At 61.2% G+C, this 21,924-nt stretch carries 19 protein-coding genes and 2 tRNA genes; 6 read left to right on the top strand and 15 right to left on the bottom strand.

From position 1 onward, the window contains the following. Window positions 1-107: 107 nt before the first annotated feature. The gene (locus NKH90_RS16540) at window positions 108-611 is read right to left on the bottom strand and encodes a hypothetical protein (RefSeq protein WP_352820086.1); all 504 of its coding nucleotides are present in this window, start codon (window positions 609-611) and stop codon (window positions 108-110) included. Between the two features lie 20 nt (window positions 612-631). Beyond that, window positions 632-707, bottom strand: a tRNA-Val gene (locus NKH90_RS16535). Window positions 708-924: 217 nt separating this feature from the next. Here NKH90_RS16535 and NKH90_RS16530 point away from each other — a divergent pair. Beyond that, window positions 925-1,001, top strand: a tRNA-Asp gene (locus tag NKH90_RS16530). 93 nt (window positions 1,002-1,094) lie between these two features. On the opposite strand, the gene rbsK is transcribed toward NKH90_RS16530, so the two are convergent. From rbsK to NKH90_RS16515, 3 genes are read right to left on the bottom strand one after another with little or no spacing between them, the layout of a single operon-like run. Continuing rightward, window positions 1,095-2,036 carry a ribokinase gene (gene rbsK / locus NKH90_RS16525; RefSeq protein WP_352769962.1) on the bottom strand — a complete coding sequence of 314 codons (942 nt, stop codon included), beginning with the start codon at window positions 2,034-2,036 and terminating at the stop codon, window positions 1,095-1,097. A gap of 4 nt (window positions 2,037-2,040) precedes the next feature. Further along, window positions 2,041-2,493, bottom strand: coding sequence for an RbsD/FucU family protein (locus tag NKH90_RS16520; protein ID WP_352471958.1), 453 nt, complete (start codon window positions 2,491-2,493; stop codon window positions 2,041-2,043). 31 nt (window positions 2,494-2,524) lie between these two features. After that, complete coding sequence (locus NKH90_RS16515) at window positions 2,525-3,583, bottom strand: ABC transporter ATP-binding protein (RefSeq protein WP_352456634.1); 1,059 nt, start codon at window positions 3,581-3,583, stop codon at window positions 2,525-2,527. Between the two features lie 293 nt (window positions 3,584-3,876). Here NKH90_RS16515 and NKH90_RS16510 point away from each other — a divergent pair, with 293 nt between their 5' ends. The 3 genes from NKH90_RS16510 (at window position 3,877) to NKH90_RS16500 (ending at window position 7,722) form a co-directional block, all read left to right on the top strand. Then, the gene (locus NKH90_RS16510; RefSeq protein WP_023674663.1) at window positions 3,877-5,541 is read left to right on the top strand and encodes an ABC transporter substrate-binding protein; all 1,665 of its coding nucleotides are present in this window, start codon (window positions 3,877-3,879) and stop codon (window positions 5,539-5,541) included. A 128-nt stretch (window positions 5,542-5,669) separates the two neighbouring features. Then, complete coding sequence (locus tag NKH90_RS16505) at window positions 5,670-6,791, top strand: carbohydrate ABC transporter permease (protein ID WP_352456633.1); 1,122 nt, start codon at window positions 5,670-5,672, stop codon at window positions 6,789-6,791. 13 nt (window positions 6,792-6,804) lie between these two features. Beyond that, entirely contained in the window at window positions 6,805-7,722 is a 918-nt protein-coding gene (locus NKH90_RS16500; RefSeq protein ID WP_352575954.1) for a carbohydrate ABC transporter permease, read from the top strand. 50 nt (window positions 7,723-7,772) lie between these two features. Here NKH90_RS16500 and NKH90_RS16495 read toward each other — a convergent pair whose 3' ends face one another. Beyond that, window positions 7,773-8,516 carry a creatininase family protein gene (locus tag NKH90_RS16495; protein WP_352471961.1) on the bottom strand — a complete coding sequence of 248 codons (744 nt, stop codon included), beginning with the start codon at window positions 8,514-8,516 and terminating at the stop codon, window positions 7,773-7,775. Window positions 8,517-8,521: 5 nt separating this feature from the next. Next, complete coding sequence (gene hxlB, locus NKH90_RS16490; protein ID WP_352820085.1) at window positions 8,522-9,088, bottom strand: 6-phospho-3-hexuloisomerase; 567 nt, start codon at window positions 9,086-9,088, stop codon at window positions 8,522-8,524. 183 nt (window positions 9,089-9,271) lie between these two features. Between hxlB and NKH90_RS16485 the strand changes: the two genes are divergently transcribed. Beyond that, window positions 9,272-10,294, top strand: a complete 1,023-nt coding sequence (locus NKH90_RS16485; RefSeq protein ID WP_352820084.1) for an aldo/keto reductase — start codon at window positions 9,272-9,274, stop codon at window positions 10,292-10,294. A gap of 74 nt (window positions 10,295-10,368) precedes the next feature. On the opposite strand, the gene NKH90_RS16480 is transcribed toward NKH90_RS16485, so the two are convergent. From NKH90_RS16480 to NKH90_RS16450, 7 genes are all read right to left on the bottom strand, one after another. Further along, window positions 10,369-10,641 (bottom strand): HU family DNA-binding protein, encoded by a 273-nt coding sequence (locus tag NKH90_RS16480; RefSeq protein WP_006201846.1) that lies wholly within the window; start codon window positions 10,639-10,641, stop codon window positions 10,369-10,371. 196 nt (window positions 10,642-10,837) lie between these two features. Next, complete coding sequence (gene lon, locus NKH90_RS16475; RefSeq protein ID WP_352501552.1) at window positions 10,838-13,249, bottom strand: endopeptidase La; 2,412 nt, start codon at window positions 13,247-13,249, stop codon at window positions 10,838-10,840. 280 nt (window positions 13,250-13,529) lie between these two features. Continuing rightward, complete coding sequence (clpX, locus tag NKH90_RS16470) at window positions 13,530-14,804, bottom strand: ATP-dependent Clp protease ATP-binding subunit ClpX (RefSeq protein WP_006332719.1); 1,275 nt, start codon at window positions 14,802-14,804, stop codon at window positions 13,530-13,532. A gap of 304 nt (window positions 14,805-15,108) precedes the next feature. Then, window positions 15,109-15,738 (bottom strand): ATP-dependent Clp protease proteolytic subunit, encoded by a 630-nt coding sequence (locus tag NKH90_RS16465; protein WP_023674655.1) that lies wholly within the window; start codon window positions 15,736-15,738, stop codon window positions 15,109-15,111. Between the two features lie 345 nt (window positions 15,739-16,083). Then, on the bottom strand, window positions 16,084-17,178 hold the full coding sequence (locus NKH90_RS16460; RefSeq protein WP_352820083.1) for an HlyD family secretion protein: 1,095 nt from the start codon (window positions 17,176-17,178) through the stop codon (window positions 16,084-16,086). Then, the gene (locus NKH90_RS16455) at window positions 17,109-18,383 is read right to left on the bottom strand and encodes a glycosyltransferase family 2 protein (protein ID WP_352820082.1); all 1,275 of its coding nucleotides are present in this window, start codon (window positions 18,381-18,383) and stop codon (window positions 17,109-17,111) included. Before NKH90_RS16455 ends, NKH90_RS16460 begins: the two co-directional genes overlap by 70 nt. Then, window positions 18,380-19,774: a TackOD1 domain-containing metal-binding protein gene (locus NKH90_RS16450; RefSeq protein WP_352820081.1), complete on the bottom strand. Its 1,395-nt coding sequence runs from the start codon at window positions 19,772-19,774 to the stop codon at window positions 18,380-18,382. The genes NKH90_RS16455 and NKH90_RS16450 overlap by 4 nt, the downstream gene beginning before the upstream one ends. Before the next feature lie 374 nt (window positions 19,775-20,148). On the opposite strand from NKH90_RS16450, the gene NKH90_RS16445 reads away from it, so the two are divergent. Continuing rightward, window positions 20,149-20,739 carry a hypothetical protein gene (locus NKH90_RS16445; RefSeq protein WP_352820080.1) on the top strand — a complete coding sequence of 197 codons (591 nt, stop codon included), beginning with the start codon at window positions 20,149-20,151 and terminating at the stop codon, window positions 20,737-20,739. Between the two features lie 3 nt (window positions 20,740-20,742). On the opposite strand, the gene NKH90_RS16440 is transcribed toward NKH90_RS16445, so the two are convergent. Next, a complete protein-coding gene (locus NKH90_RS16440) occupies window positions 20,743-21,846 on the bottom strand; it encodes an NAD(P)/FAD-dependent oxidoreductase (protein ID WP_352820079.1) in 1,104 nt (367 codons plus the stop codon). Between the last annotated feature and the right edge of the window lie 78 nt (window positions 21,847-21,924).

Below are 21,924 nucleotides of genomic sequence, written 5' to 3'. Positions count from 1 at the left end.
AGCAACCATGTGCCTCCGCGTGAACACCTTTGCCGCACCAACCGAACCTTCTGGAAGGCGCCAGGCCAACACGGTGCGGGCTAATCAGAGTGTTGGCGGAGCGTCTACTAGTGCAGTATGGGCGGCAGGGGAACATCCGCGACCGTTCCCCCGGCCACAATCGAGAGCACATAAAGCAGATAAATGGCTAATACCAACAGGGCGAGGAATGAACCGCTGGCAAAGACTCCTGCAACCGCGGCGTCGGGATAAGCTTCGACTTGTTCTTTCTTGAAGGTGTCTTCTTCGTTACGGGTTGTCTTCACAACCCGATCGCCTGGAAGCCGGTTTTTTTCAGCTTCCTTCGATATCTTATCCGCGAGATCTCCTGCGATCACGGGATCCTCCGGAAGATGACTCGCAAGCCATCCAGGAATATTTTCGCTCCCGCCCATGCCCATACGCAATTGAGATACTGCAAGTTGTAGCTTTCGGCAATCGTTTCCCTCATGAGAGGCAAGCAGATCAGACTTAAGTCCCTGCGGAAAGACAGTTTGAATCAGACCAAAGTCCGAGTAGCACAGTGATCGGATGCGTCTCACCTGGCGATCAGCTTGAGCGGTGTAGCCCAAACTGAACACATCGAGGAAAATGGTGGGCGATGACGGGCTCGAACCGCCGACATCTTCGGTGTAAACGAAGCGCTCTACCAACTGAGCTAATCGCCCGCTCCGGGCCGGACCTTTAAGCAGTTAGGACCGGCTTCGCAAGGCCAAATGAGCGGCCAGTGGCTTGGCCGGGAGCCGGTTTCGGCAACAAAGTTCGGCTTGTCAAAAAACCTTCTGCTGTTTGCTGTTATGCTGTCCGGGTCCGCTTGACACCCGGTGGCTTACCCCTTATCCACCGCCCCAACGACGAACACGGCTGACACGTGCTCGTCCATGCGCGGGTGTAGCTCAGTTGGTTAGAGTGCCGGCCTGTCACGCCGGAGGTCGCGGGTTCGAGCCCCGTCACTCGCGCCATTTCTCCTTTGGGGTCACGTCCCCTGGTGTCGGAGAAATGTCGACGTTGATTTGTCAAAAACCGTCGTCGTTCATGATGTAATCCATACGGTCTCACCCCTCGGCGAGCAGCGCCTCGACCTCCTGCAGCGTCGGCATGGACGGCGCGGTGCCCGGGCGCGTCACCGAGATGCCTGCGACGGCGCAGGCGAAGCGCACCGCTTCCAGAGGTTCGATCCCCCTCGACAGCGCGGCAGCCAGGCCGCCGTTGAAGGCGTCGCCCGCGCCTGTGGTCTCGACCACCGGGCCGGCGGCGACCGCTGCGACATGCTCGGAACGATCGGCCGTGTGCAGCAGCGCACCGTTTTCGCCAAGCGTCACGATGACTGCCCCAACGCCCTTCTCAAGCAGGCTGTCGGCGGCACGGCGGGCGTCGTCGATCGAGGACACCTTGATGCCGGTCAGTTCCTCGGCCTCGGTTTCGTTCGGCGTGACATAGTCGCAAAGCGTGTAGATGCGGTCCGGAAGCCTGGCCGCGGGCGCCGGGTTGAGGATGGTGGTCACCCCTGCCCCGCGCGCGATCTCCAGCGCCCGCAGCGCCGCCTCGATCGGCTGTTCGAGCTGGGTGACGAAAACGCCGGCCGCGCGGATCAGGCCGGCATTTGCCTCGATATCGGCGGGCGAGATCAGCATCGCCGCACCCGGACTGACGATGATCGCGTTGTTGCCGCTCGTCTCCTCGATGAAGATATAGGCGGCACCGGTGTAGCTTTCCGGTGTGTCGATGACGGCGCTCTTCACGCCGGCGTGCGACCAGGTCTGTCTCGCCATATCGGCAAAGGGGTCGACGCCGAGGCGGGTAAGGAAGGTGACGTCGGCGCCGAGCCGGCCGGCCGCCACCGCCTGGTTCGAGCCCTTGCCGCCGGGGCCGAGCGTGAAGGACGTGCCCAGGATCGTCTCGCCCATGCGCGGCTGGCGGGCGGCGCGGTAGGCCGTATCGGCGACGAAGACGCCCAATATGACAACCGGCTTCATGACGATCGGATTCGCCGGCATCCCGCTACTCCGCATCCGGTGGCACGACGCCCTTGCGGAACGCAAAACAGCCATAGAAGCGGCGCTCGCCGGTCTGGATGACGCAATAGGCCTTCTTGGCGCGTTCGTAGAAGGCGTAGCGCTCGACCGAGATCATCGGCCAGGCCTTGCCCTCGGCGGCATCGATCTCTTTTTGCACTTCCTTCTGCACGGCGGGAATGTCGTCCGGCTTGCCGACGATCTCCATGCGCGCGGCGGCATCGTCGACGAAGGTGTCCAGCGGATAGAGCGACAGTACCGCCTTGACCACGTCGGCCGCCGACGCATCGATGCGCAGTAGCCGGCCAAGCACGGTCTGGCGCGCCACCGAATCGGACGGGAAATTGGTGTCGGCGATAATCAGATCGTCACCGTGGCCCATCGCCCGCAGCGCCTGCAGCACATCGGCATTGAGCAGCGGATTGATTCCTTTGAGCATGGTATTCCTCGCGAAGTTTGCTGGGGCGAAATCAGAGACGCTTGCCGGTCTCTGCGTCGAAGAGATGCACCTGGTCGAGCCGCGGTTTCAGGTGCAGTGTGTCGCCCGGCTTGAAGTCGTGGCGCTCACGGAACAGCGCCACCATCTCGCCCTCGCCGAAGCGCAGGAACACCAAAGTCTCGGAACCGGTCGGCTCGACCACCGAAATCTTCGCCGGAACACCATCGGGATGGATTTCGAGGTGCTCGGGCCGCACGCCGTAGACGACATTACGGCCATCCTCGACGGCACTGGTCGCCGCAATCGGGAACGGCGTCCCGGCGATCTCGACGACGGGCTTGTCGCCCTTGCGCACGACGCCCTTGAGCAGGTTCATCGAGGGCGAGCCGATGAAGCCGGCGACAAACAGGTTGGCTGGCCGGTCGAATAATTCCAGCGGCGCGCCGACCTGTTCGATGCGACCGTCGCGCATCACCACGATCTTGTCGGCCATGGTCATGGCCTCGATCTGGTCGTGGGTGACGTAGATGGTGGTGGTCTTCAGCCGCTGGTGCAGTTCCTTGATCTCGGTGCGCATCTGGACACGCAGCTTGGCGTCGAGATTGGAGAGCGGCTCGTCGAAGAGGAACACCTGCGGGTTGCGCACGATGGCGCGGCCCATGGCGACGCGCTGGCGCTGGCCGCCAGAGAGCTGGCGCGGATAGCGCTTGAGGTAGGGATTGAGGTCGAGGATGTCGGCGGCGCGCTTGACCCGCTCAGTGACCACCGCCGGGTCGGTTTTGCGCAGCTTGAGAGCAAAGGCCATGTTCTGCTCGACCGTCTTGTGCGGATAGAGCGCGTAGTTCTGGAACACCATGGCGATGTCGCGCTTGGCCGGCGGCAGATGGTTGACGACGCGCTCGCCGATGGCAATGGTGCCGCCGGAGACCGTTTCCAGCCCGGCCACCATCCTCAGCAGCGTGGACTTGCCGCAGCCGGAAGGCCCGACCAGCACCACGAACTGCCCGTCGGCGATGTCGACGCTGACATCGTGCAGAACCTTGACGGTTCCGAACGCCTTGGCCACATTGCGGATCGCGACTTGAGCCATCATTCCCCCTTCAGTTGCCGTGAAGCTAAACAACGCAAACGGCGAGGGCAAGTCAGTCTCTTATAGATAAAAAACCCATTCACGTTGACACCGCACTTCGTTGTGCGAATAGTGACAGTGTCCGGCTTATGACCCTGTTCCGGGCGCACCGGTACGCTTGTCCGGCACTGAATGCCAAGCGTCGCGGGAGGGAGAATTCGGGCCGCTATTTACCGGAGTCGCTGTCGTTGGGGAACATAATCGGCGCTCCACCATCTGAACCAATTCACAATTGACCTTCTGGGAGGAACGAAATGAAAGTCAGCCTTTATAACCAACTTGTCCGCGCCGGGGCCACCCGCCGCGACGTGCTGAAGGGAGCGGCCAGCATGGCCGCCCTCGCGGCGGCCTCAAGCGCCGGGCTTGGTGCGCTGACGCGCACGGCTGCGGCCGCCGACGACCTGCGTGCGCAGATCCTGCAGATTCCGGGTGTCGGCAAGGGTCAGCCGACCGATGCCGACTTCCAGCAGGTCGGCGAGCTTTGCCTTGGCGCCACCAAGGCCAATGTCAAGGAAGGCGAATTCGCCGGTGTCGAACTCACCTTCATGGGCCTCAACAACCAGAACCTGCACAATGTGCTGTTTCGCGGCTTCCTGAAGCCGTGGGAGACCTATACCGGCGCCAAGATCAACTGGATCGACCTGGCGCAGGCTGACTACAACGCCCGCCTGCAGCAGTCGATCGCGACCGGCACCGTCGATTTCGACATCATCGAAATGGGGGCACCGTTCGAAGGCGACGTCTGCGGCAAGGGTCTCACCTCCGAGATGCCGGACTGGGTCAAGGACCAGATCGACATGAAGGATGTCGTGGCCTATCTGCAGCCGCCGGTCGGCACCTGGGACGGCAAGCAATATCGCGTCACGGTCGACGGCGACGCGCATAACTTCAACTACCGCACCGACGTGTTCGCCGATGCCGACCTCGCCAAGGCCTGGAAGGACGGCGGCGGAGAAGGCGAATGGGGCGTGCCGAAGACCTGGCAGCAGGTGCAGGCGGTGACGAAATTCCTCAAGGGCAAGCAGGTGAAAGGCCAGGATGTCTTTGGCTATCTCGATGCGCCCAAGCCCTGGGGCGGTTTCGGCTTTTATTTCCTCGGCAGCCGCGCCAGCGCCTACGCCAAGCATCCCGATGACAAGGCCTGGCTGTTTGATGCCGACACGATGAAGCCGCGCGTCAACAATCCGGCATGGGTGCGGGCGATCCAGGACGTCATCGATGCCCTGCCCTCCGAACCTGCCGACCAGATCAACGCCGACCCGAACACCACCGCCTTCCAGCAATTCCTGGCAGGCACCGGTTCGATGGTTACCTGGTGGGGCGACGTCGGTTCGAACGTCAAGACCAACGATTCCTCGGTCGTCGGCGACATCACCGGCTTCTCGATCCTGCCGGGCTCGGACGATGTCTACAACTCCAAGACCGGCCAGTGGGACAAGCTCGCCAGCGGCCCGAACCATGCGCCGAACTGCGCCTATCTCGGCTGGGGCGTTTACGTCATGGCCCGCGTCGACAGCGACGAAAAGAAGAAGAAGGCGGCATGGTCTGCCGCTGCCCATCTCGGCGGCAAGGACCTGTCGCTCTGGTGCGCGGCCTATCCGTCGGGTTTCCAGCCCTATCGCAACTCGCATTTCAACATTCCGGAATGGGTGGCGGCGGGCTACGACGAGGCGTTCATCACCTCGTATCTGAAGTCGGAAGCCGACAGCTACAACCATCCGAACGCGGCGATCGAGCCGCGCATCCCCGGCATCTTCCAGTACTACAGCGCCGCCGAGGACATTTTGGCCAACACCTTTGCCGGCAAGATGAAGGCGCAGGAAGGCGCCGACGCCATCGCAGCCGCCTGGGAGAAGCTGACCGACCAGATCGGCCGCGACAAACAGGTCAAGCTCTACAAGGCATCGCTCGGCATGTAGGCTGAGATCGTGAAACCTGGTCCGGCGGCGCACAGCCGCCGGACATCCGCTTTACCGGCCCGGCCTCGATCGGCTCGGCCGGTCATCGAGCCTCCTGTGAACAGGCAAGACGCGTGGCTGACCGGACCCTGGCTGACCAGACTTTGTCGACAAGTGAATGGCCGGCAGGCGCCGTGCCATCCGACCTGATTCCGCGGAGCCGCAAACGGCTTGGCTGGGCGCTGATGGCTGCTGCGACGCTCGGCCTTCTGGCGGTGATCGCGCTGCAAATCCTCTACAAGAGCGAGGTCGACACTATCGGCTTCGACACCTGGCGGCCGGTGGTCTATGCCTACGTGCTGTGGGGTGTCGCGCTCGGCATCGGCCAGGTGCTGACGCGCGGCGAGGACGGCCAGCGCGCTCTGTTCCTGCTGCCGGCGCTGCTGTTTACCATTGCCATGGTGATCTTCCCGACGCTGTTCGGCTTCTACATCGCGCTGACCGACTGGAACCTCAGTTCCTTCAGCGGACGGCAGTTCAACGGGCTCGACAATTTCTGGCAGATGCTGAACGACGCCTATTATCGCAATGCGCTGTTCAACATGGTGCTCTACGTGCTGGCGGTGTTCGTCGAATATGTCATCGCCTTCGGCCTGGCGCTGCTGCTCAACGCGCAGATTAGGGCACGAAAATTCTTCCGCGTCGTGTTTCTCATGCCGCTGATGCTGTCGCCGGTGGCGGTGTCGTGGATGATCGGCAAGTCGCTGATGGAATACCGCTTCGGGCCGGCCGCGACACTGGCACGGCATCTCGGCTGGGAAAACCCGGCCTTCTTCTCCAACCCGATCACCGCCCGCATCTCGATCATGGTGCTCGACGCGTGGACGTTCATCCCGTTCATGATGATCATGCTGCTCGCCGGCCTGCAGGCGATGTCGCGCGAGGTGCTCGAGGCAGCGCGTGTCGATGGCGCCACTGCCTGGCAGACCTTCTGGCAGGTCACCTTCCCGCTGATGCTGCCGGTGTCGGTGACAGCGGTCATCCTGCGCATCATCTTCAAGCTGAAGCTCGCCGATATCATCATCACCGTCACCTCCGGCGGGCCGGGCGGCGCGACCGATTCGGTGTCCAGTTTCATCTACCGCGAATATCGCGACCGTTCGAACGTCGGCTACGGCACGATGCTGGCGATGGCCTATTTGATCATCATCATCGTGTTCGTGACCTGGCTGCTGAAGTTCGCCAGCCGCTTCGTGCGCAACGTCAACTGATCGGGCCGGCAAGATGAGCGTTCAGACCACCGACTATGCCGCTTCCGAAATTCGCTCGCCGGCGAGCTTCGTCGCCAACCGCGTCTTCATCTACGGCGCGCTCATCTTCTGGGCCTTCATCTGCCTGTTCCCGATCTATTGGACAATAACCACTTCGTTCAAGACCGCGGTCGACGTCACCCAGGGCCATCTGATCCCGTTCGTCGACTTCCGGCCCGACTGGAAGGGCTGGCGTTCGCTCGGCCTGTCGCCGGACTCGATCTTTCGGACGTCGACGGTGCGCGACGAATTCATCAAGCGTTTCATGAATTCGGTCATCACTTCGGTCGGTGCGTCGACCCTCGCCATCGTCATCGGCAGCCTCGCCGCCTACGGGCTGACCCGCTATCGTTACAAGTTTGCCTGGTTCAGGAACGAGGATATTTCCTTCTTCTTCCTGTCTCAGCTGATCCTGCCGCCGGTGGTTTTGGCCTTGCCCTTCCTCGTGCTTTACCGGGAGGTCGGCCTGCTCGACACACGCGTCGGGCTGATCCTGCTCTATACGCTGATGGTGCTGCCGATCGTCATCTGGATCATGCGCGACCAGTTCAACTCCATACCGGTGGAGCTGGAGGAGGCAGCACTCGTCGACGGCCTGTCGATCTGGGGCGCCTTCTTGCGCATCGTCATGCCGATCGCGCTGCCGGGCATGGTCGCCGCCTTCATCCTGGCGATGGTGCTGTGCTGGAACGAGTATTTCTTCGCAGCGCTTTTGACCTCGACCGACGCAAAGACCATTCCTGTCATGGTGGCCAGCCAGACCGGCTCACAAGGCATCAACTGGTGGTCGATGGCAGCGCTTGCCACCGCCGCCATCACGCCGCTCGCCGTCATCGGCATCGCGCTCGAGCGTTACCTGATCATGGGCATGACAGCGGGCGCGGTGAAATAACTGCGCCGGCTCTCCCTTCTCCCCTTGTTGCGGGAGAAGGGAAAAGCGCGCTAACCCGAAAGTGTTGCTCGCAAATGCTCGAGGATCATGGCAACCCCTTTTTGCCCCAATTCCGCCGAAGCTTCGGGCGCACTTGCCGTGTACCAGCCGGTGTTGTCGGCGAAGCGGCCGGCATCCACCGCTTCCGGGTACAGCGCCAGCATCAGCGACGTCTCGCCGGTGCCGGCATGGTCGAACGGGTACCGGCTGTGCATTGAAGCCGGCATTAGGGGATGCACCTGCACCCAGTTGAAGAAATTGCTGCCCTCGGCGTGCTCGGCATAATAGTCGGCCATCGCCGCAGAGCCCCACCAGCCTTCGCCACGTTCTTTCTCCAGGAAGCGGAAGATCGCCTGCCGGCCGGCGGCCTTGAAGGCGAGATCGGTTGGCATGCCGGCGGCAAAATTTTCGGTCTGGTGGTGAATGATGGCGTGGATGTTGCGGAAGCCGATGCGCAGCAGGCTATAGAACAGTTCTTCCGCAAATGGCGCCAGCACATTGCCGCCGACCTGCAGCGAACCACTGCCCTCCGGTGCTGCAACAGCATAGCTCGCCGCGCCGTAATAGAAGGGCGGCAGAATGACGATCTCGGCTTCTTTTTCGAACAGTTCCAGGCTCTTGACCACCGCCAGCGTGTCCATGCCGACGGCCATGTGCTCGCCGTGATATTCAAGCACACCCAGCGGCAACACGACCGGCCGGTTTTCGGCGATCACCTTGCGTATCTGATGCGGCAGCATCAATTCGTAGCGCATGACACCTACTCCATATTGGTGTGGCGGCCGCGCATCGCTCCCGGCGAGACGCCGGTCAGATCCCTGAGCTTCAGCACCATCACTTCGAAGAGGACGAACAGCGCGCCTTCGAAAACCGAGCCCATCGGCAGGACGGATGTCTTTTCGGGACCCTGGTCGTCGGCCATGGTCTGAGCCGGGATAAGCAGTGTGAGGTCGGCCAGCTTCGCGGCAGTGCTGTCGGCTTGCGCGGTGAGCAGCAGGACGGTGGCACCGACCTCGCGCGCGACCTGCATCAAGGTCAGCACCGTCGACGTCTCACCCGGGCCGGAACTGGCGAGGAAGACATCGCCCGCGCCCAGCGGCGGCGTGGTCATGTCGCCGACGACCGACACCGGCAGACCGAGATGATAGAGCCGCATGGCAAAACCCTTGACCTGCAGCGCCTCGCGGCCGCAGCCATAGGTGACGATCTTTTTCGCACCGGCCAAGATGGCGCAAGCGGCGTCGATGCGGCTTGCGTCGATACGCTCCAGCACGGTGCCAAGCTCGTTCAGCGCAATCCCAAACAGGTTTTCGCCGGCGTCCGTCATGACATTTGCACCAGCTTGCCGGTGCCGGAGAACCATTTGAATATCTCAGTCACCTTTGCCCCGAACGGCTTGTTTTCATTCATGCTATCACCGCGAAAATCGGTGTCCAACGACACGCAGTGCTTTTGATGCGCTACAGCCGTGATAGTGTCACGGCAAATCCAAATGAGGAAACGGCAGCATATGAAGACACGGCATTTCGACCGCATCGGTAATGGCGGCATCAATTTCACCGAGCTCGGCTTCGGCACCGCGCCGCTCGGCAATCTTTACCGCGCCGTCTCCGATGAGGATGCCAATGCTACGCTGGAGGCGGCATGGCGGGTCGGCTGCCGCTACTACGACACCGCGCCGCTCTATGGGCTGGGCCTAGCCGAAACGCGGCTCAATCCGTTCCTGCGTTCGAAGAAGCGCGACGACTACGTGCTGTCCAGCAAAGTCGGGCGCATAATGCGCGCCTGCCCGCCGGAGCAGCGCACCGGCATCGGCAAGTTCTTCGACACGCCGTCGCGCCGCGAGGTCTACGATTACAGCTATGACGGCGTCATGCGCTCCTTCGAAGCCTCGCTGGAACGGCTCGGCGTCGACCGCATCGACATCCTCTTCGTGCACGATGTCGACATCTTCACCCATGGCAGCAAGGAAGCCTCGGACCAGCACATCCAGGAATTCATGAGCTCCGGCTACTACGGATTGCTGGCATTGCGCGACCAGGGCGTGATCAAGGCATTCGGCGGCGGCATCAACGAGTGGCAGGTTGCCCAGACGCTGGCCGAGCGCGGCGATTTCGATCTGTTCCTGCTTGCCGGGCGTTACACGCTGCTGGAGCAGGAAGCGCTGCAGTCTTTCCTGCCGCTATGCCAGCAACGCGGCATCGGCATCGTTCTCGGCGGGCCTTACAATTCCGGCATCCTGGCAACCGGGCCGAAGCCCGGCGCCTACTACAATTATTCGGAGGCGCCGCAGGACATCATCGACCGCGTCACCCGCATCGAGGCCGTCTGCAAACGCCACGGCGTGCGCCTGATCGAGGCGGCGCTGCAGTTCCCGCTGCTGCATCCTTCCGTCGTCTCGGTAATCCCCGGCGGCCAGCGGCCGGGCGAAGTCGAAAGCAATCGCTCCCTGCTCGACGCAAAGCTGCCATCGGCGCTGTGGACCGATCTCAAGAAAGAAGGCTTGATGCGCACGGACGCGCCGACGGCATAGCGCCGCCTTTTCCAACAGAAAAGAAAAACCGGATATGCCGGCTTTTCTTTTCTCTGAAAGACTTAAGGAGGCGCCTAGTTGACCGCGTCCTTGAGGCCCTTGCCGGCCGAGAACTTCGGCACGGTGCGCGCCGGGATCTTCACTTCCGCACCGGTCTGCGGATTGCGGCCGGTCGACGCGGCGCGTTTTGACACGGTGAAATTTCCGAAGCCGACAAGCCGGACATCGCCGCCCTTTTTCAGTTCGCCGGTGATCACGGAAAACACCGCATCAACCGCCGACTGCGCGTCACCCTTCGAAATACTCGCGGCATCGGCGACAGCGGACACCAGTTCGTTCTTGTTCATAAAAATTCCCTTCCATGAGAAAACCGGAACACTCGACTCATCCGGCAGGAAACGGACTTTAGAAAGAAGCGCTCCGGCAACCAAGTCGAAAAGCGCCGGGAAAGTCGAAAAAAGCCCGGAAATCCGCGGTTCTTCACATGAAAAAGCCGGGCTCAAGGCCCGGCTCTCTCTTTGTGCATTGCAACTTTAGCAAGCACTAATGCGCCAGCGATTTACCAGCCTCGTCTCCGACATCGACCACGGCCGGCGCATTGACGGGTTCGACCCACTGGATCGGTTCCGGCATGCGCACCAGCGCATGGCGCAACACTTCGCCAACCCGTGAGACCGGAATGATCTCCATGCCGCTCTTCACGTTCTCCGGAATCTCCGCCAGATCCTTGGCGTTCTCTTCCGGAATCAGCACCTTCTTGATGCCGCCGCGGAGTGCGGCAAGCAGCTTTTCCTTAAGGCCGCCGATCGGCAGCACCCTGCCGCGCAGCGTGATCTCGCCAGTCATCGCCACATCGGCCCTGACCGGGATACCGGTCAGCACCGAGACGATCGCCGTCGCCATCGCCACGCCAGCCGACGGTCCGTCCTTCGGGGTTGCACCCTCCGGCACGTGGACGTGGATATCGCGCTTGTCGAACAGTGGCGGCTCGACGCCGAAATCGATGGCCCGCGAGCGGACATAGGACGCCGCCGCCGAAATCGATTCCTTCATCACGTCGCGCAGATTGCCGGTCACGGTCATGCGGCCCTTGCCGGGCATCATGACACCTTCCACCGTCAACAGCTCGCCGCCGACTTCCGTCCAGGCGAGCCCGGTGACCACGCCGACCTGATCGTCGCTCTCGACCTGGCCGAAGCGGAAGCGCGGAACACCAAGGTAATCGGCAAGATTGTCCGCCGTGATGTTGATCGTCTTCTTCTTCGTCTTCAGGATCTCGGTCACCGCCTTGCGCCCGAGCTTCATCAGCTCGCGCTCCAGGCTCCTGACGCCCGCTTCACGGGTGTAGGTCTGGATGATGCCGCGGATCGCGTCCTCGCCGACGGAGAACTCCTTCGGCTGCAACGCGTGGTCGCGGATCACCTTGGGCATCAGGTGACGCTTGGCGATCTCGATCTTCTCGTCCTCGGTGTAGCCGGCGATACGGATGATCTCCATGCGGTCCATCAAAGGCGCAGGGATGTTCAGCGTGTTCGCCGTCGTCACGAACATCACGCTCGACAGGTCGTATTCGACCTCGAGGTAATGGTCCATGAACGTCGAGTTCTGCTCGGGATCGAGCACCTCGAGCAAAGCCGATGACGGATCGCCGCGGAAATCCTGGCCCATCTTGTCGATCTCATCGAGCAGGAAGAGCGGGTTGGATTTCTTCGCCTTCTTCATCGACTGGATGACCTTGCCAGGCATCGAGCCGATGTAGGTGCGGCGGTGACCACGGATCTCGGCCTCGTCACGCACGCCGCCCAGCGCCATGCGGATGAACTCACGGCCGGTCGCCTTGGCGATCGACTTGCCGAGCGAGGTCTTGCCCACGCCGGGAGGTCCGACGAGGCACAGGATCGGCCCCTTCAGCTTCTTCTGGCGGCTCTGCACAGCGAGATATTCGACGATGCGGTCCTTGACCTTGTCGAGGCCGAAATGATCGGTATCGAGCACATTCTGGGCAAAGGCCAGGTCCTGCTTGACCTTGGAGTTCCTGCCCCATGGGATCGACAGCAGCCAGTCGAGATAGTTGCGCACGACGGTCGATTCAGCTGACATCGGCGACATCGTCCGCAGCTTCTTCAGCTCGGCCTCCGCCTTTTCGCGGGCCTCCTTGGAGAGCTTGGTCTTCTTGATGCGCGCCTCGATCTCGGCGGCCTCGTCGCGGCCGTCCTCACCCTCGCCGAGCTCCTTCTGGATCGCCTTCATCTGCTCGTTGAGGTAGTATTCGCGCTGCGTTTTCTCCATCTGGCGCTTGACGCGCGAGCGGATGCGCTTCTCCACCTGCAGCACCGAGATTTCGGCTTCCATGAAGCCCATCGCCTTTTCCAGCCGTTCCTTGACGGACAGCGTGGCGAGCATCTCCTGCTTCTCGGGGATCTTGATGGCAAGGTGCGAAGCGACCGTGTCGGCGAGCTTGGAATAGTCGTCGATCTGGCTGGCAGCACCCACCACTTCGGGCGAGATCTTCTTGTTCAGCTTGACGTAGTTCTCGAAGTCGGTGACCACGGAACGTGCCAGCGCCTCGACTTCGACCTCTTCCTCCTCCGGTTCGACCAGCGCCGCAGCACGGGCCTCATGGAAGTCGGGACGGTCGGTGAACGCGACGATTTTCGCGCGCGAGGCACCTTCGACCAGCACCTTCACGGTGCCATCCGGCAGTTTCAGCAATTGCAGCACATTGGCGAGCGTGCCGATGTCAAAGATGGCATCGGGCTCCGGATCGTCGTCGGCGGCATTCATCTGGGTCGCGAGCAGGATCTGCTTTTCCTGACCCATCACTTCTTCCAGCGCCTTGATCGACTTTTCACGCCCGACGAAGAGCGGAACGATCATGTGCGGGAACACCACGATGTCGCGCAGTGGGAGGACTGCGAAGACGCCGTCGCTGGGAGCCTTGGATAATTTGGCCATTGTCCAACCTTTCATGTCGCGGCCGCCAATGGGCCAACCGCGAATCTCATATTAACGACCGGGGATCGTTCCGCCTACCACCGTTTGTGACGGGAGTTTTACAGCACAGAATTCGGCACCACGGCCTTCCGCCTTTAGTTGGAGGCACAGGGGGTAAAGATCAAGGGTCAACACGGTCCGTCCCTCCAATCCGCAGCAACTACGCGGCGCCGTACGCGGTGTGCGACAGCAAAACGGCGCCCTGCGGCGCCGTTTCAGAAAAATCCATTGCCGGCTCACGTCAGGCGCTGACGTTGCCCTTCTTTTCCTTCTGCTCGGAATAGATGTAGAGCGGCCTGGCGTTGCCTGACACCACCTCTTCCGAAATAACCACTTCGCGCACGCCTTCCAGTGCCGGCAGCTCGAACATGGTGTCGAGCAGGATCGCTTCCATGATCGAACGCAGGCCGCGTGCGCCGGTCTTGCGCTCGATGGCGCGCTTGGCGATCGCCGACAGCGCGTTCTCATGGAAGGTCAGGTCGACATTCTCCATCTCGAACAGCCGCTGATACTGCTTGACCAGCGCGTTCTTCGGCTCGGTCAGGATCTGGATCAGCGCCGGTTCGTCGAGATCCTCCAGCGTCGCCAGGACCGGCAGACGGCCGACGAACTCGGGAATGAGGCCGAACTTCAACAGATCCTCAGGCTCGACCAGGCGGAAAACATCGCCGGTGCGGCGATCCTCGGGCGAAGCGACGATGGCGCCGAAACCGATCGAGGTCTTCCTGCCGCGATCCGAGATGATCTTGTCCAGGCCGGCGAAAGCGCCGCCGCAGATGAACAGGATGTTGGCGGTGTCGACCTGCAGGAATTCCTGCTGCGGATGCTTCCTGCCGCCCTGCGGCGGCACGGAGGCGACAGTGCCTTCCATAATCTTCAAAAGTGCCTGCTGCACGCCCTCGCCCGACACGTCGCGGGTGATCGAGGGATTGTCCGACTTGCGCGAGATCTTGTCGATCTCGTCGATATAGACGATGCCGCGCTGGGCGCGCTCGACATTGTAGTCGGCCGACTGCAACAGCTTCAGGATGATGTTTTCGACGTCCTCGCCGACATAGCCGGCCTCGGTCAGCGTCGTCGCGTCGGCCATGGTGAAGGGGACGTCGATGATGCGGGCCAGCGTCTGCGCCAGCAACGTCTTGCCGCAGCCGGTCGGGCCGATCAGCAGGATGTTCGACTTCGCCAGCTCGACGTCGTTGTTCTTGCCGGCATGGGCGAGGCGCTTGTAGTGGTTGTGGACGGCCACCGACAGCACGCGCTTGGCGTAAGGCTGGCCGATGACGTAGTCGTCGAGAACCTTGAGGATTTCCTGCGGGGTCGGCACGCCCTCGCGCGACTTCACCATCGAGGTCTTGTTCTCCTCGCGGATGATGTCCATGCACAGTTCGACGCATTCGTCGCAGATGAACACCGTCGGCCCGGCGATCAGCTTGCGCACTTCGTGCTGGCTTTTGCCGCAAAACGAGCAATAAAGCGTGTTCTTGGAATCACCGCTGTTGTTGCCGACCTTGCTCATTTTCATGTCCTTTCATGGCCGCCCGCCGATGGTCTGGTTGAAAGGGCGCATATTCAATCTATCGCGGGAATCCGCCGCCGCCAGTGCCCCGGCTCCCGCAACGCATTCCGTACGAAACACAAATCGGAAAACGGGGCAATGATTCGAACAACCCCACGCAAAGCTAAGCCGTCGAAAATCAACATAGCCTTAACGTAGGCAATTGCACCCGTCGAGGGAACAGCCAATTGTGGCCGAAATGCCGCAAGCTGCGCCAAAAGCGCGTGATCCCGCCACTCATTGCCACCGCGGAGCCACCGCGGGCCTATAAGGCAATACCTTCGACCGGCTCACGTGACGAAATGACCTTGTCGATGAGGCCGAAATCCCTGGCCTCGTCGGCAGTCATGAAATGGTCACGGTCGAGCGTTTTTTCAATCTCATCATAACTCTTGCCGGTGTGCTTGACGTAAACCTCGTTGAGGCGGCGCTTCAGCTTGATGATGTCCTGGGCATGGCGCTCGATGTCGGAAGCCTGGCCCTGGAAACCGCCGGAAGGCTGGTGGACCATGATGCGGGCGTTCGGCGTGGCAAAGCGCATATCCTTGTGGCCCGCCGTCAAGAGCAGCGAGCCCATCGAGGCGGCCTGACCGATGCAGAGCGTCGACACCGCAGGCTTGATGAACTGCATGGTGTCGTAGATCGCCATGCCGGAGGTGACGACGCCGCCGGGCGAGTTGATATAGAGGTTGATTTCTTTCTTCGGATTCTCCGCCTCGAGGAACAGCAGCTGCGCGCAGACCAGCGTCGCCATGCCATCCTCGACCGGGCCGGTGATGAAAATGATGCGCTCCTTGAGGAGCCGCGAGAAAATGTCGTAGGCCCGCTCGCCGCGATTGGTCTGTTCGACCACCATCGGAACGAGGTTCATGTAGGTTTCGACGGGGTTCTTCATGGACTATCCCTTTTTGAGGATGGGATTCCGGCGCCGGAGATTTGCAATCGGGCAGAATCGGTTCTGGATCGTTATTGTGTAAATAGGATGCCGGCTCACCCTAGCGCAAGGCCGCCTCTCCTAGCCACTTGGTTAAAACGAATCAAGCTTGCCGGACGGTGCCCGGAGGATGCGGCACGGATCCTGGTGGATTGACTTCACCTCTTTGATCCCACGGTTTCGCGCGGCCATGGTGGCACTGGCGTCGCTCGCAACGCGAAGGACCTGGAACGTCGTATCGGGCGAGGAAGATTGACTGCGTTCCCGGGACGGCTAAGTAGCTGCCTCCGCGGGATTAAGCAGGCATTACCTGGCCCAACAGAAGCCGAACGCGCAACCACTCACTGATACTTTTTGCGAGACCGCGAAGGAATTCGACTCATCGAGTGCGATACGGATCAGCCTTGACCTGTCGCGGGGCCGGAACATGTTCTGAAACTCGTCCGGCAACGCGTCGGCGACCGACAGAATCTTTTCGACTGTTCCTCTTGCACGCTCGGTTCCGTTACCCACGTCGACCGCCATTCCTTCGCGCAGCGAAAACAGATAGTTGTCCGGCAGATAGGCGAGGACGTAGGACTTGCCGCCGTCGATCTGTAGAAGCGGATCGCCGAACCGCAGCACCTGGCCAGGGACCGGCACCTTGGCGCCAACGACCCCCTCCGTGACCGAGCGGATGTTTCCGCCGTCATATATGGCCTTTACCTCATCCATAGCCTCGCCCGATCTCGCACGGAATTGCGCCACCAGGGCGAGTTCGGATTTGGTCGCTTGCAGTTGACCGGTCAGATCAGCCAGATGTTCGGCGGCCTGGAAGCTGCCACGAACGGCTTCGTCCTTCGTCGAAGTCGAGACGATGCCTGCCGTGACGATGGTGTCGATTCTCGCAAGTGTCGTCCTGGTTTCACGCGCTGTCCGCTCGGCCAGCGGCATCACGGACTGGATCGCTTCGTGTCGGCTGTGGAGCTGGCCCTCGCGAACGGCGAGTTCACCCTGTCGCAACAGCAGCTCCGCGATCTCCTTGACCATGTCGAACGATTCAAGCTCGACGAGCAATGTACCGGGCTCGACCTTGTCTCCCGCCTTGACAAAGACATGCGTCACCTTGGCCGGATAGGCGGCATCGACGGCATACCGATCCTTCAGGACAATACCGTCCGCTGACAAGACGACCGCATCACCAATGAGGTAGTAGACGATCGAAGAGGAAAACAAACCGAGGAGAGCGAGGTAAACGATGCGACCCCAACTTCCCACATTCGCGCGCTGCTGTTTTCCCAGATTGTCCACTCGGACATGTTTTCGAATGTATTTCATCTGAAACTCGTTCTCTACCAGGGCCGCTCTAGCCGAACTTTGATCGGCGTGTAGTTGTCGCGATGTGAACCTGAGAACACCCATTCATCGATATAGGCGATCAATCGAACGGGTCTCATCACATAGGTCATGAACAGGGAGTAGCCGGGCAGGAACCATATGCTTCGCCAGAACCCCCGCCGCTCGGTGGTCCAACTGGCCAGCGCCAGCACAAACACGTCGAGAACCAGGAGGCCGCACTGCATGCCGATGAGGATCGCGGGCGTGAAAGAGCCGTACTGGAGGGCGAGCCAGACGAGATAGAGCGGGAATATCGCGGCACCAACGACGTTGAAAAGGAGGAAATCCCATTGGTGTAGGGCCTCCGGAAGCCGGAAACCCGAGTCCGAGACATGAAACAGGCGGTAGTGTTTGCGAAAGCGTAGCCAAATGGCATCGCGTTCCCAGCGCAATCGCTGGCGGATATATTGGTATGCGGTTATCGGGACGTCCGTATAGCAGATCGCATCCGGTACATAGGCCATGCGCCAGCCCGCCCGCCGCAATCTCAGCGTGACATCCAGATCCTCGCCACCGCCTACGTCGAACCCCCCAACCCCCAAAAGGGCTTTGCGCCTGAAGGCGCTGAACGCTCCCGAAATGCAAACGACCTGATCGAGAGCTCCAGCAATACGCTTTCCGACCGAAATCGACTGCAAATATTCGATCTCCTGAAACTGGGCGACGATACTCGCGTGGCCGTTGCGCGGTGCAATATCGCCGCATGCCGCTCCAACCGCTGGATCCGAAAAGGGGCCGAGAATATTCTCGATCGCGTACCGATCAAACGAACAGTCGCAATCGACATTGATCAGTATGTCGCCTTTGGCTACGCGGCACGCCAGATTGATCCCGCTCGCCTTGCCGCCCCGCAGATCCGTCGAAATGATGCGCGAGGCATAACCTCTCTTGACCAGAGCTTGCGAGACCCTGCTCATCCGATCGGTCGAACCATCACTGACAATGACAACTTCGAAGTCATTGAAAGACTGTTCCCGCAACGAGCGGACGCAGGTTTCGATGGACTCAGCCTCATTATGGCCAACCAGAATGATGCTTACATTGGGCCGTAATGGTCGCTCATGGTCAATCGAACCCGCGGCATCACGCGAACGCATGGTCACAGCGGCCGCGACGAACGGAATGATGTAGCGGGGGAACTCAAAGACCAGCGTGTACCAGAAAACGGAGGCCAGGCTCGCCGTCGATTGAGCTAGCAGGAACGCAAATCCGAGTTCGAGATCATTCAACGCGAGGCTTGCCCCGTTTTGGTCGCCACCCGAGGGCGAGGATCAAGCTTTTCGCCCAAAGACGCCTCGCAGATTGAAAGCATTGCCGATATCTGCTCCGACAATGTTGCGTCGCCCTTCGCCGTCATGATGAAATAGTCGGCGGCGGCGCCTTTGTGCACCGATCCTGTCTCCGCAAGGTAATTGCTCAGGTTTTCGATGAAGAGACGGCGCAGTTTCTCAAAGACGTCCTGGCCCTTTGATTTTATGAGCGACTCTCGTGCTCCGTAACGCAATTCCGTGACCGCCAACGGCGGGCCCTTCGCTCCGGTCATGCGTGCGCGGTCGAGTTCCTGAACCAGGGACGGCGGCAACCCCAACAAGGACGTTGGCAGCTTTTTCTCCGGACTGGTGAGCAGAGACAGCGCCTGATCCGTGAGTGCGTAGGAAAAAAGGTCGATACGTTTAACGCTGTCGCCATCAGCCCGCGCATCACAATCCTGGCAGACGAATCCAACAGCCGGCTCCGATGTCGAATCCTTGCACCTCCTGCAGATTTGCGAGTGGCCGGGCTTGTCATAGTCCTTTCCATAGTGACGCAATTGCTGGCTGCATTTGGGGCAGACCAGTGCGCTTCCCTGCCGAAAATCGCCTTCAGGACGAAGAGCCGCGCAACGATAATGATGAATAAGCTCGGCCTCGAACATATCGGCCGAACGGCAGGAGGGACATTCCTCGCGAACGGTAAGCCGCCGCGACCCGCAGGCGCCGCACTCATGCACGCGGTCGAAGAAGGTCTTAAGCAGAAGTCCGCGATGGGAGAGATCTTCGGCGATCGGGATTGTCTTGGCCGCCGACGGAAAGCCCGGATAGCTTATGGAGGCCGACGTCATCGGATAGCGCTTGGCTTCGATGCTTCTGCCGGCGGCGAAGGCATGCGCAAGAAAGCGCGTTTCGGGCGTATTTGTCGAACGGATGTGCGCGGCAAGCTGTTGGCGGCGGCGGCGAAAATCGAGTATGCATTTTGCCGTCTCCGCCCAAGTCGTTTGCTGCATCAGATCGAAATGTACATCCGCGAACCGGCCGGCACGGCCGCCCAGATCGATGACAGGCACCATCGCCAGCGGAATGTGGTCACGCAGGTTGTCCAGCGGCGAGTTACGCCGCTCATCGGCCAGAAGAACGGCATCGATGTCCCCTTCCGACGAGGAGTCGAACATCGTGCGGTAGATCGCCGAATGCAGAACGACCACGCGTGGGAACCATTCGACGGCAGGCTTCCAGGACAATCCCATTCTGGCCCAGAGTGCCAGGCAAAGGTCGGTGAGTTCATGGCTTGCGGTGGAAGCCGTCGGTGCCGGCAGTTGCACAACGGATTTCGGAACAAGTTCTGCGGGCATGTCGGCCTCCATTTGCCCGGCGCTCGCAAAGGAACGCCGCCACAGGTACGACTTGCAGCCTGGGTGGAGGATCCAAGGGCAACGTCACATTTACTGAAAGGATTATTGCAGGACGAGATATGCGGAAAACGCGGGATCGCATGCGACACCGGATGGCCAGCTACGTCCCCCCACGACGTTCCTGACCAGCGACCAAGTCAATCAACTCGAATACGTCAAATGTTATTCGTTGATTGTTAGCGGATGCTTAATTGGCAGCAAGAATTTGTCTGTCGGACTCAGGTAGTCGAATTAACGAAGTTTGATGAATCGCCTTTTCCACGACATGGCTTTCCCTACAGTTCAACGTTGAACCCGCTTCATGCGGTTCAAACAGGGGGAGTTCCATGACCAGGAAAGCTTTTTCCTTCGCCATTGCCGGCCTGACCATGCTCGGCACAATGTCGGAAACGGCGGCCGGCGGACGCGCGGTCGAATGCTACGAGCAGGTCAATCGGCCGGCCTTCTACGACACGGTCTACGAGGACGTGCTCGTCAGCCCAGCCGGCCAGCAGGTGCAGTATGAAGCGCCGATCTACGGGACGCGCGAGCGCGTGGTGCAGATCGCGCCGGCGCGCGTCAGCTACGAGATCGTGCCCGCCATCACCCGCACCATCTACCGGTCCGTGAGGGTCGATGACGGCGGCTATTCCTGGGAATGGCGCATCATCGATGGCCGCCAGGTGCTGTGCAAGGTCAGGCACAAGGCGCGCTATGAACGGGTGGCCGAGATCGTCGTGGTTGAGCCGGAACGCCGGCGGCGCGTTGTCCTCCCCGCCGAATACGAGAGCGTCGCCGAAGAGGTTCTGGTGCGGCCGGAGCAACGGCGCATCATCGACATTCCGGCGTCTTATCAGACAGTGGCCCGCCGCGTGGTGGTCAGGGAGGGCTCATCCAGCTGGCGCCGCGTGCATATTCCGAGGCATTGCCAGTATTAGCGCTCAGGCCACCTCCGCCCTGAGCCATTTCTTCAGGCCGCCGACATCGCCACTGCCGACGCAGGCCGCAACCCTTCTGCCGACCGCCGCGCCGAACTTGTAGCCGTGGCCGGAGCAGGCCGAGACGATCAGGCATCTGCCTTTCCGGTGGGCCAGGAACTTCTCGTCGGCGGTGAATGTGTAGGCGCAGGTGACCACTTCGGTGACCTTGTACTCCTCGATACGAGCGATCGGCGGCGAAAACAGGTTGCGGATCGCCTCACCCTCGCCCGGTACCGGCTGACGGTTCCAGTCTGCATCGCTGGTCGGCACCCTGTGCAGGCCCGAGCCGAATTTCATGCCGGCGCCGCCTGTCGGCGGGATTGCGTAGCCGTCGACAGTGCCGCCAATGTCGAGGACAACCGGCGCTGCCTGCCAGGCTGCCTGCAGATCCGCCGGCGGTTCGACATAGGCGAGCGCGGTGCGCCAGGTTTTCAGCTCGCCGTCCAGCTCCGGGAACAGTTTCAGCACCCAGGCGCCGGCAGCGACGACGATCCGGTCGGCCTGCATCGTTTCGCCGCCTGCCAGCACGATATGCCCGGCCTCGGCGTCGATCTCGACCACCTTGCTGTTCTCGTAGACATTGGCGCCGTTCGCGCGCAGCCACCTGGCGAGGCCGGCGGCGATCTTGCGGCAGTGCAGCGCGCCGCCGTCCGGCGAAAAATACGCATAGCGGAATGAACCAGGCTGCAGGAACGGCCAGCGTTCGACCGCGGCATCCGGCTCGAACAATTCGAACGGGTAGTTCCCGGCTTCCATGCCTTCTCGGTATTCCTCGGCCTCATCTCCCGGCTGGCGCGAAATGCAGATGAAGCCGCGCGGATCGAGATGGCTTTCGCCGAGATCGGCCCACATCTCATCCCAGGCTTCATAGGCTTCGGTGATCAGCCGGCCGTAGCCCGTTCCGGCCCGGTAGGCGCGGCGGATGATGCGATGATGGTCGCCCGACGCGGCAAGCGGATTGGGGATCGGTCCCTGCTCGACGATCGAGACGAGGTGCCCGGCCCTGACCAGTGACCACGCCGTGGATAGCCCGGCAATGCCTGCACCGACCACGATCACATTCATGAAAACCGTCCTTCCGCAACCGCTTCGGCGGCTCACCTCACTGGAGGGCCAACATACGGTCTGGCACCAGACTGGCAA

It is taken from the genome of Mesorhizobium sp. M0898 (assembly GCF_040319695.1).
Lineage (GTDB): Bacteria > Pseudomonadota > Alphaproteobacteria > Rhizobiales > Rhizobiaceae > Mesorhizobium.
Note: the sequence above shows the minus strand (reverse complement) of the source record. Positions and strands in the feature narration are given on the sequence as shown.

Bases quoted from the DNA above. Each gene is read 5' to 3' on its own strand.
- NKH90_RS16500 (WP_352575954.1), top strand. From the start codon at position 6,805: ATGAGCGTTCAGACCACCGACTATGCCGCTTCCGAAATTCGCTCGCCG.
- NKH90_RS16445 (WP_352820080.1), top strand. From the start codon at position 20,149: ATGACCAGGAAAGCTTTTTCCTTCGCCATTGCCGGCCTGACCATGCTC.
- NKH90_RS16480 (WP_006201846.1), bottom strand. From the start codon at position 10,641: ATGAACAAGAACGAACTGGTGTCCGCTGTCGCCGATGCCGCGAGTATT.
- hxlB (WP_352820085.1), bottom strand. From the start codon at position 9,088: ATGACGGACGCCGGCGAAAACCTGTTTGGGATTGCGCTGAACGAGCTT.
- NKH90_RS16520 (WP_352471958.1), bottom strand. From the start codon at position 2,493: ATGCTCAAAGGAATCAATCCGCTGCTCAATGCCGATGTGCTGCAGGCG.
- NKH90_RS16495 (WP_352471961.1), bottom strand. From the start codon at position 8,516: ATGCGCTACGAATTGATGCTGCCGCATCAGATACGCAAGGTGATCGCC.
- lon (WP_352501552.1), bottom strand. From the start codon at position 13,249: ATGGCCAAATTATCCAAGGCTCCCAGCGACGGCGTCTTCGCAGTCCTC.
- NKH90_RS16450 (WP_352820081.1), bottom strand. From the start codon at position 19,774: ATGGAGGCCGACATGCCCGCAGAACTTGTTCCGAAATCCGTTGTGCAA.
- rbsK (WP_352769962.1), bottom strand. From the start codon at position 2,036: ATGCCGGCGAATCCGATCGTCATGAAGCCGGTTGTCATATTGGGCGTC.
- NKH90_RS16510 (WP_023674663.1), top strand. From the start codon at position 3,877: ATGAAAGTCAGCCTTTATAACCAACTTGTCCGCGCCGGGGCCACCCGC.
- NKH90_RS16440 (WP_352820079.1), bottom strand. From the start codon at position 21,846: ATGAATGTGATCGTGGTCGGTGCAGGCATTGCCGGGCTATCCACGGCG.
- NKH90_RS16485 (WP_352820084.1), top strand. From the start codon at position 9,272: ATGAAGACACGGCATTTCGACCGCATCGGTAATGGCGGCATCAATTTC.
- NKH90_RS16465 (WP_023674655.1), bottom strand. From the start codon at position 15,738: ATGAAGAACCCCGTCGAAACCTACATGAACCTCGTTCCGATGGTGGTC.
- clpX (WP_006332719.1), bottom strand. From the start codon at position 14,804: ATGAGCAAGGTCGGCAACAACAGCGGTGATTCCAAGAACACGCTTTAT.
- NKH90_RS16460 (WP_352820083.1), bottom strand. From the start codon at position 17,178: ATGGGTGTTCTCAGGTTCACATCGCGACAACTACACGCCGATCAAAGT.
- NKH90_RS16515 (WP_352456634.1), bottom strand. From the start codon at position 3,583: ATGGCTCAAGTCGCGATCCGCAATGTGGCCAAGGCGTTCGGAACCGTC.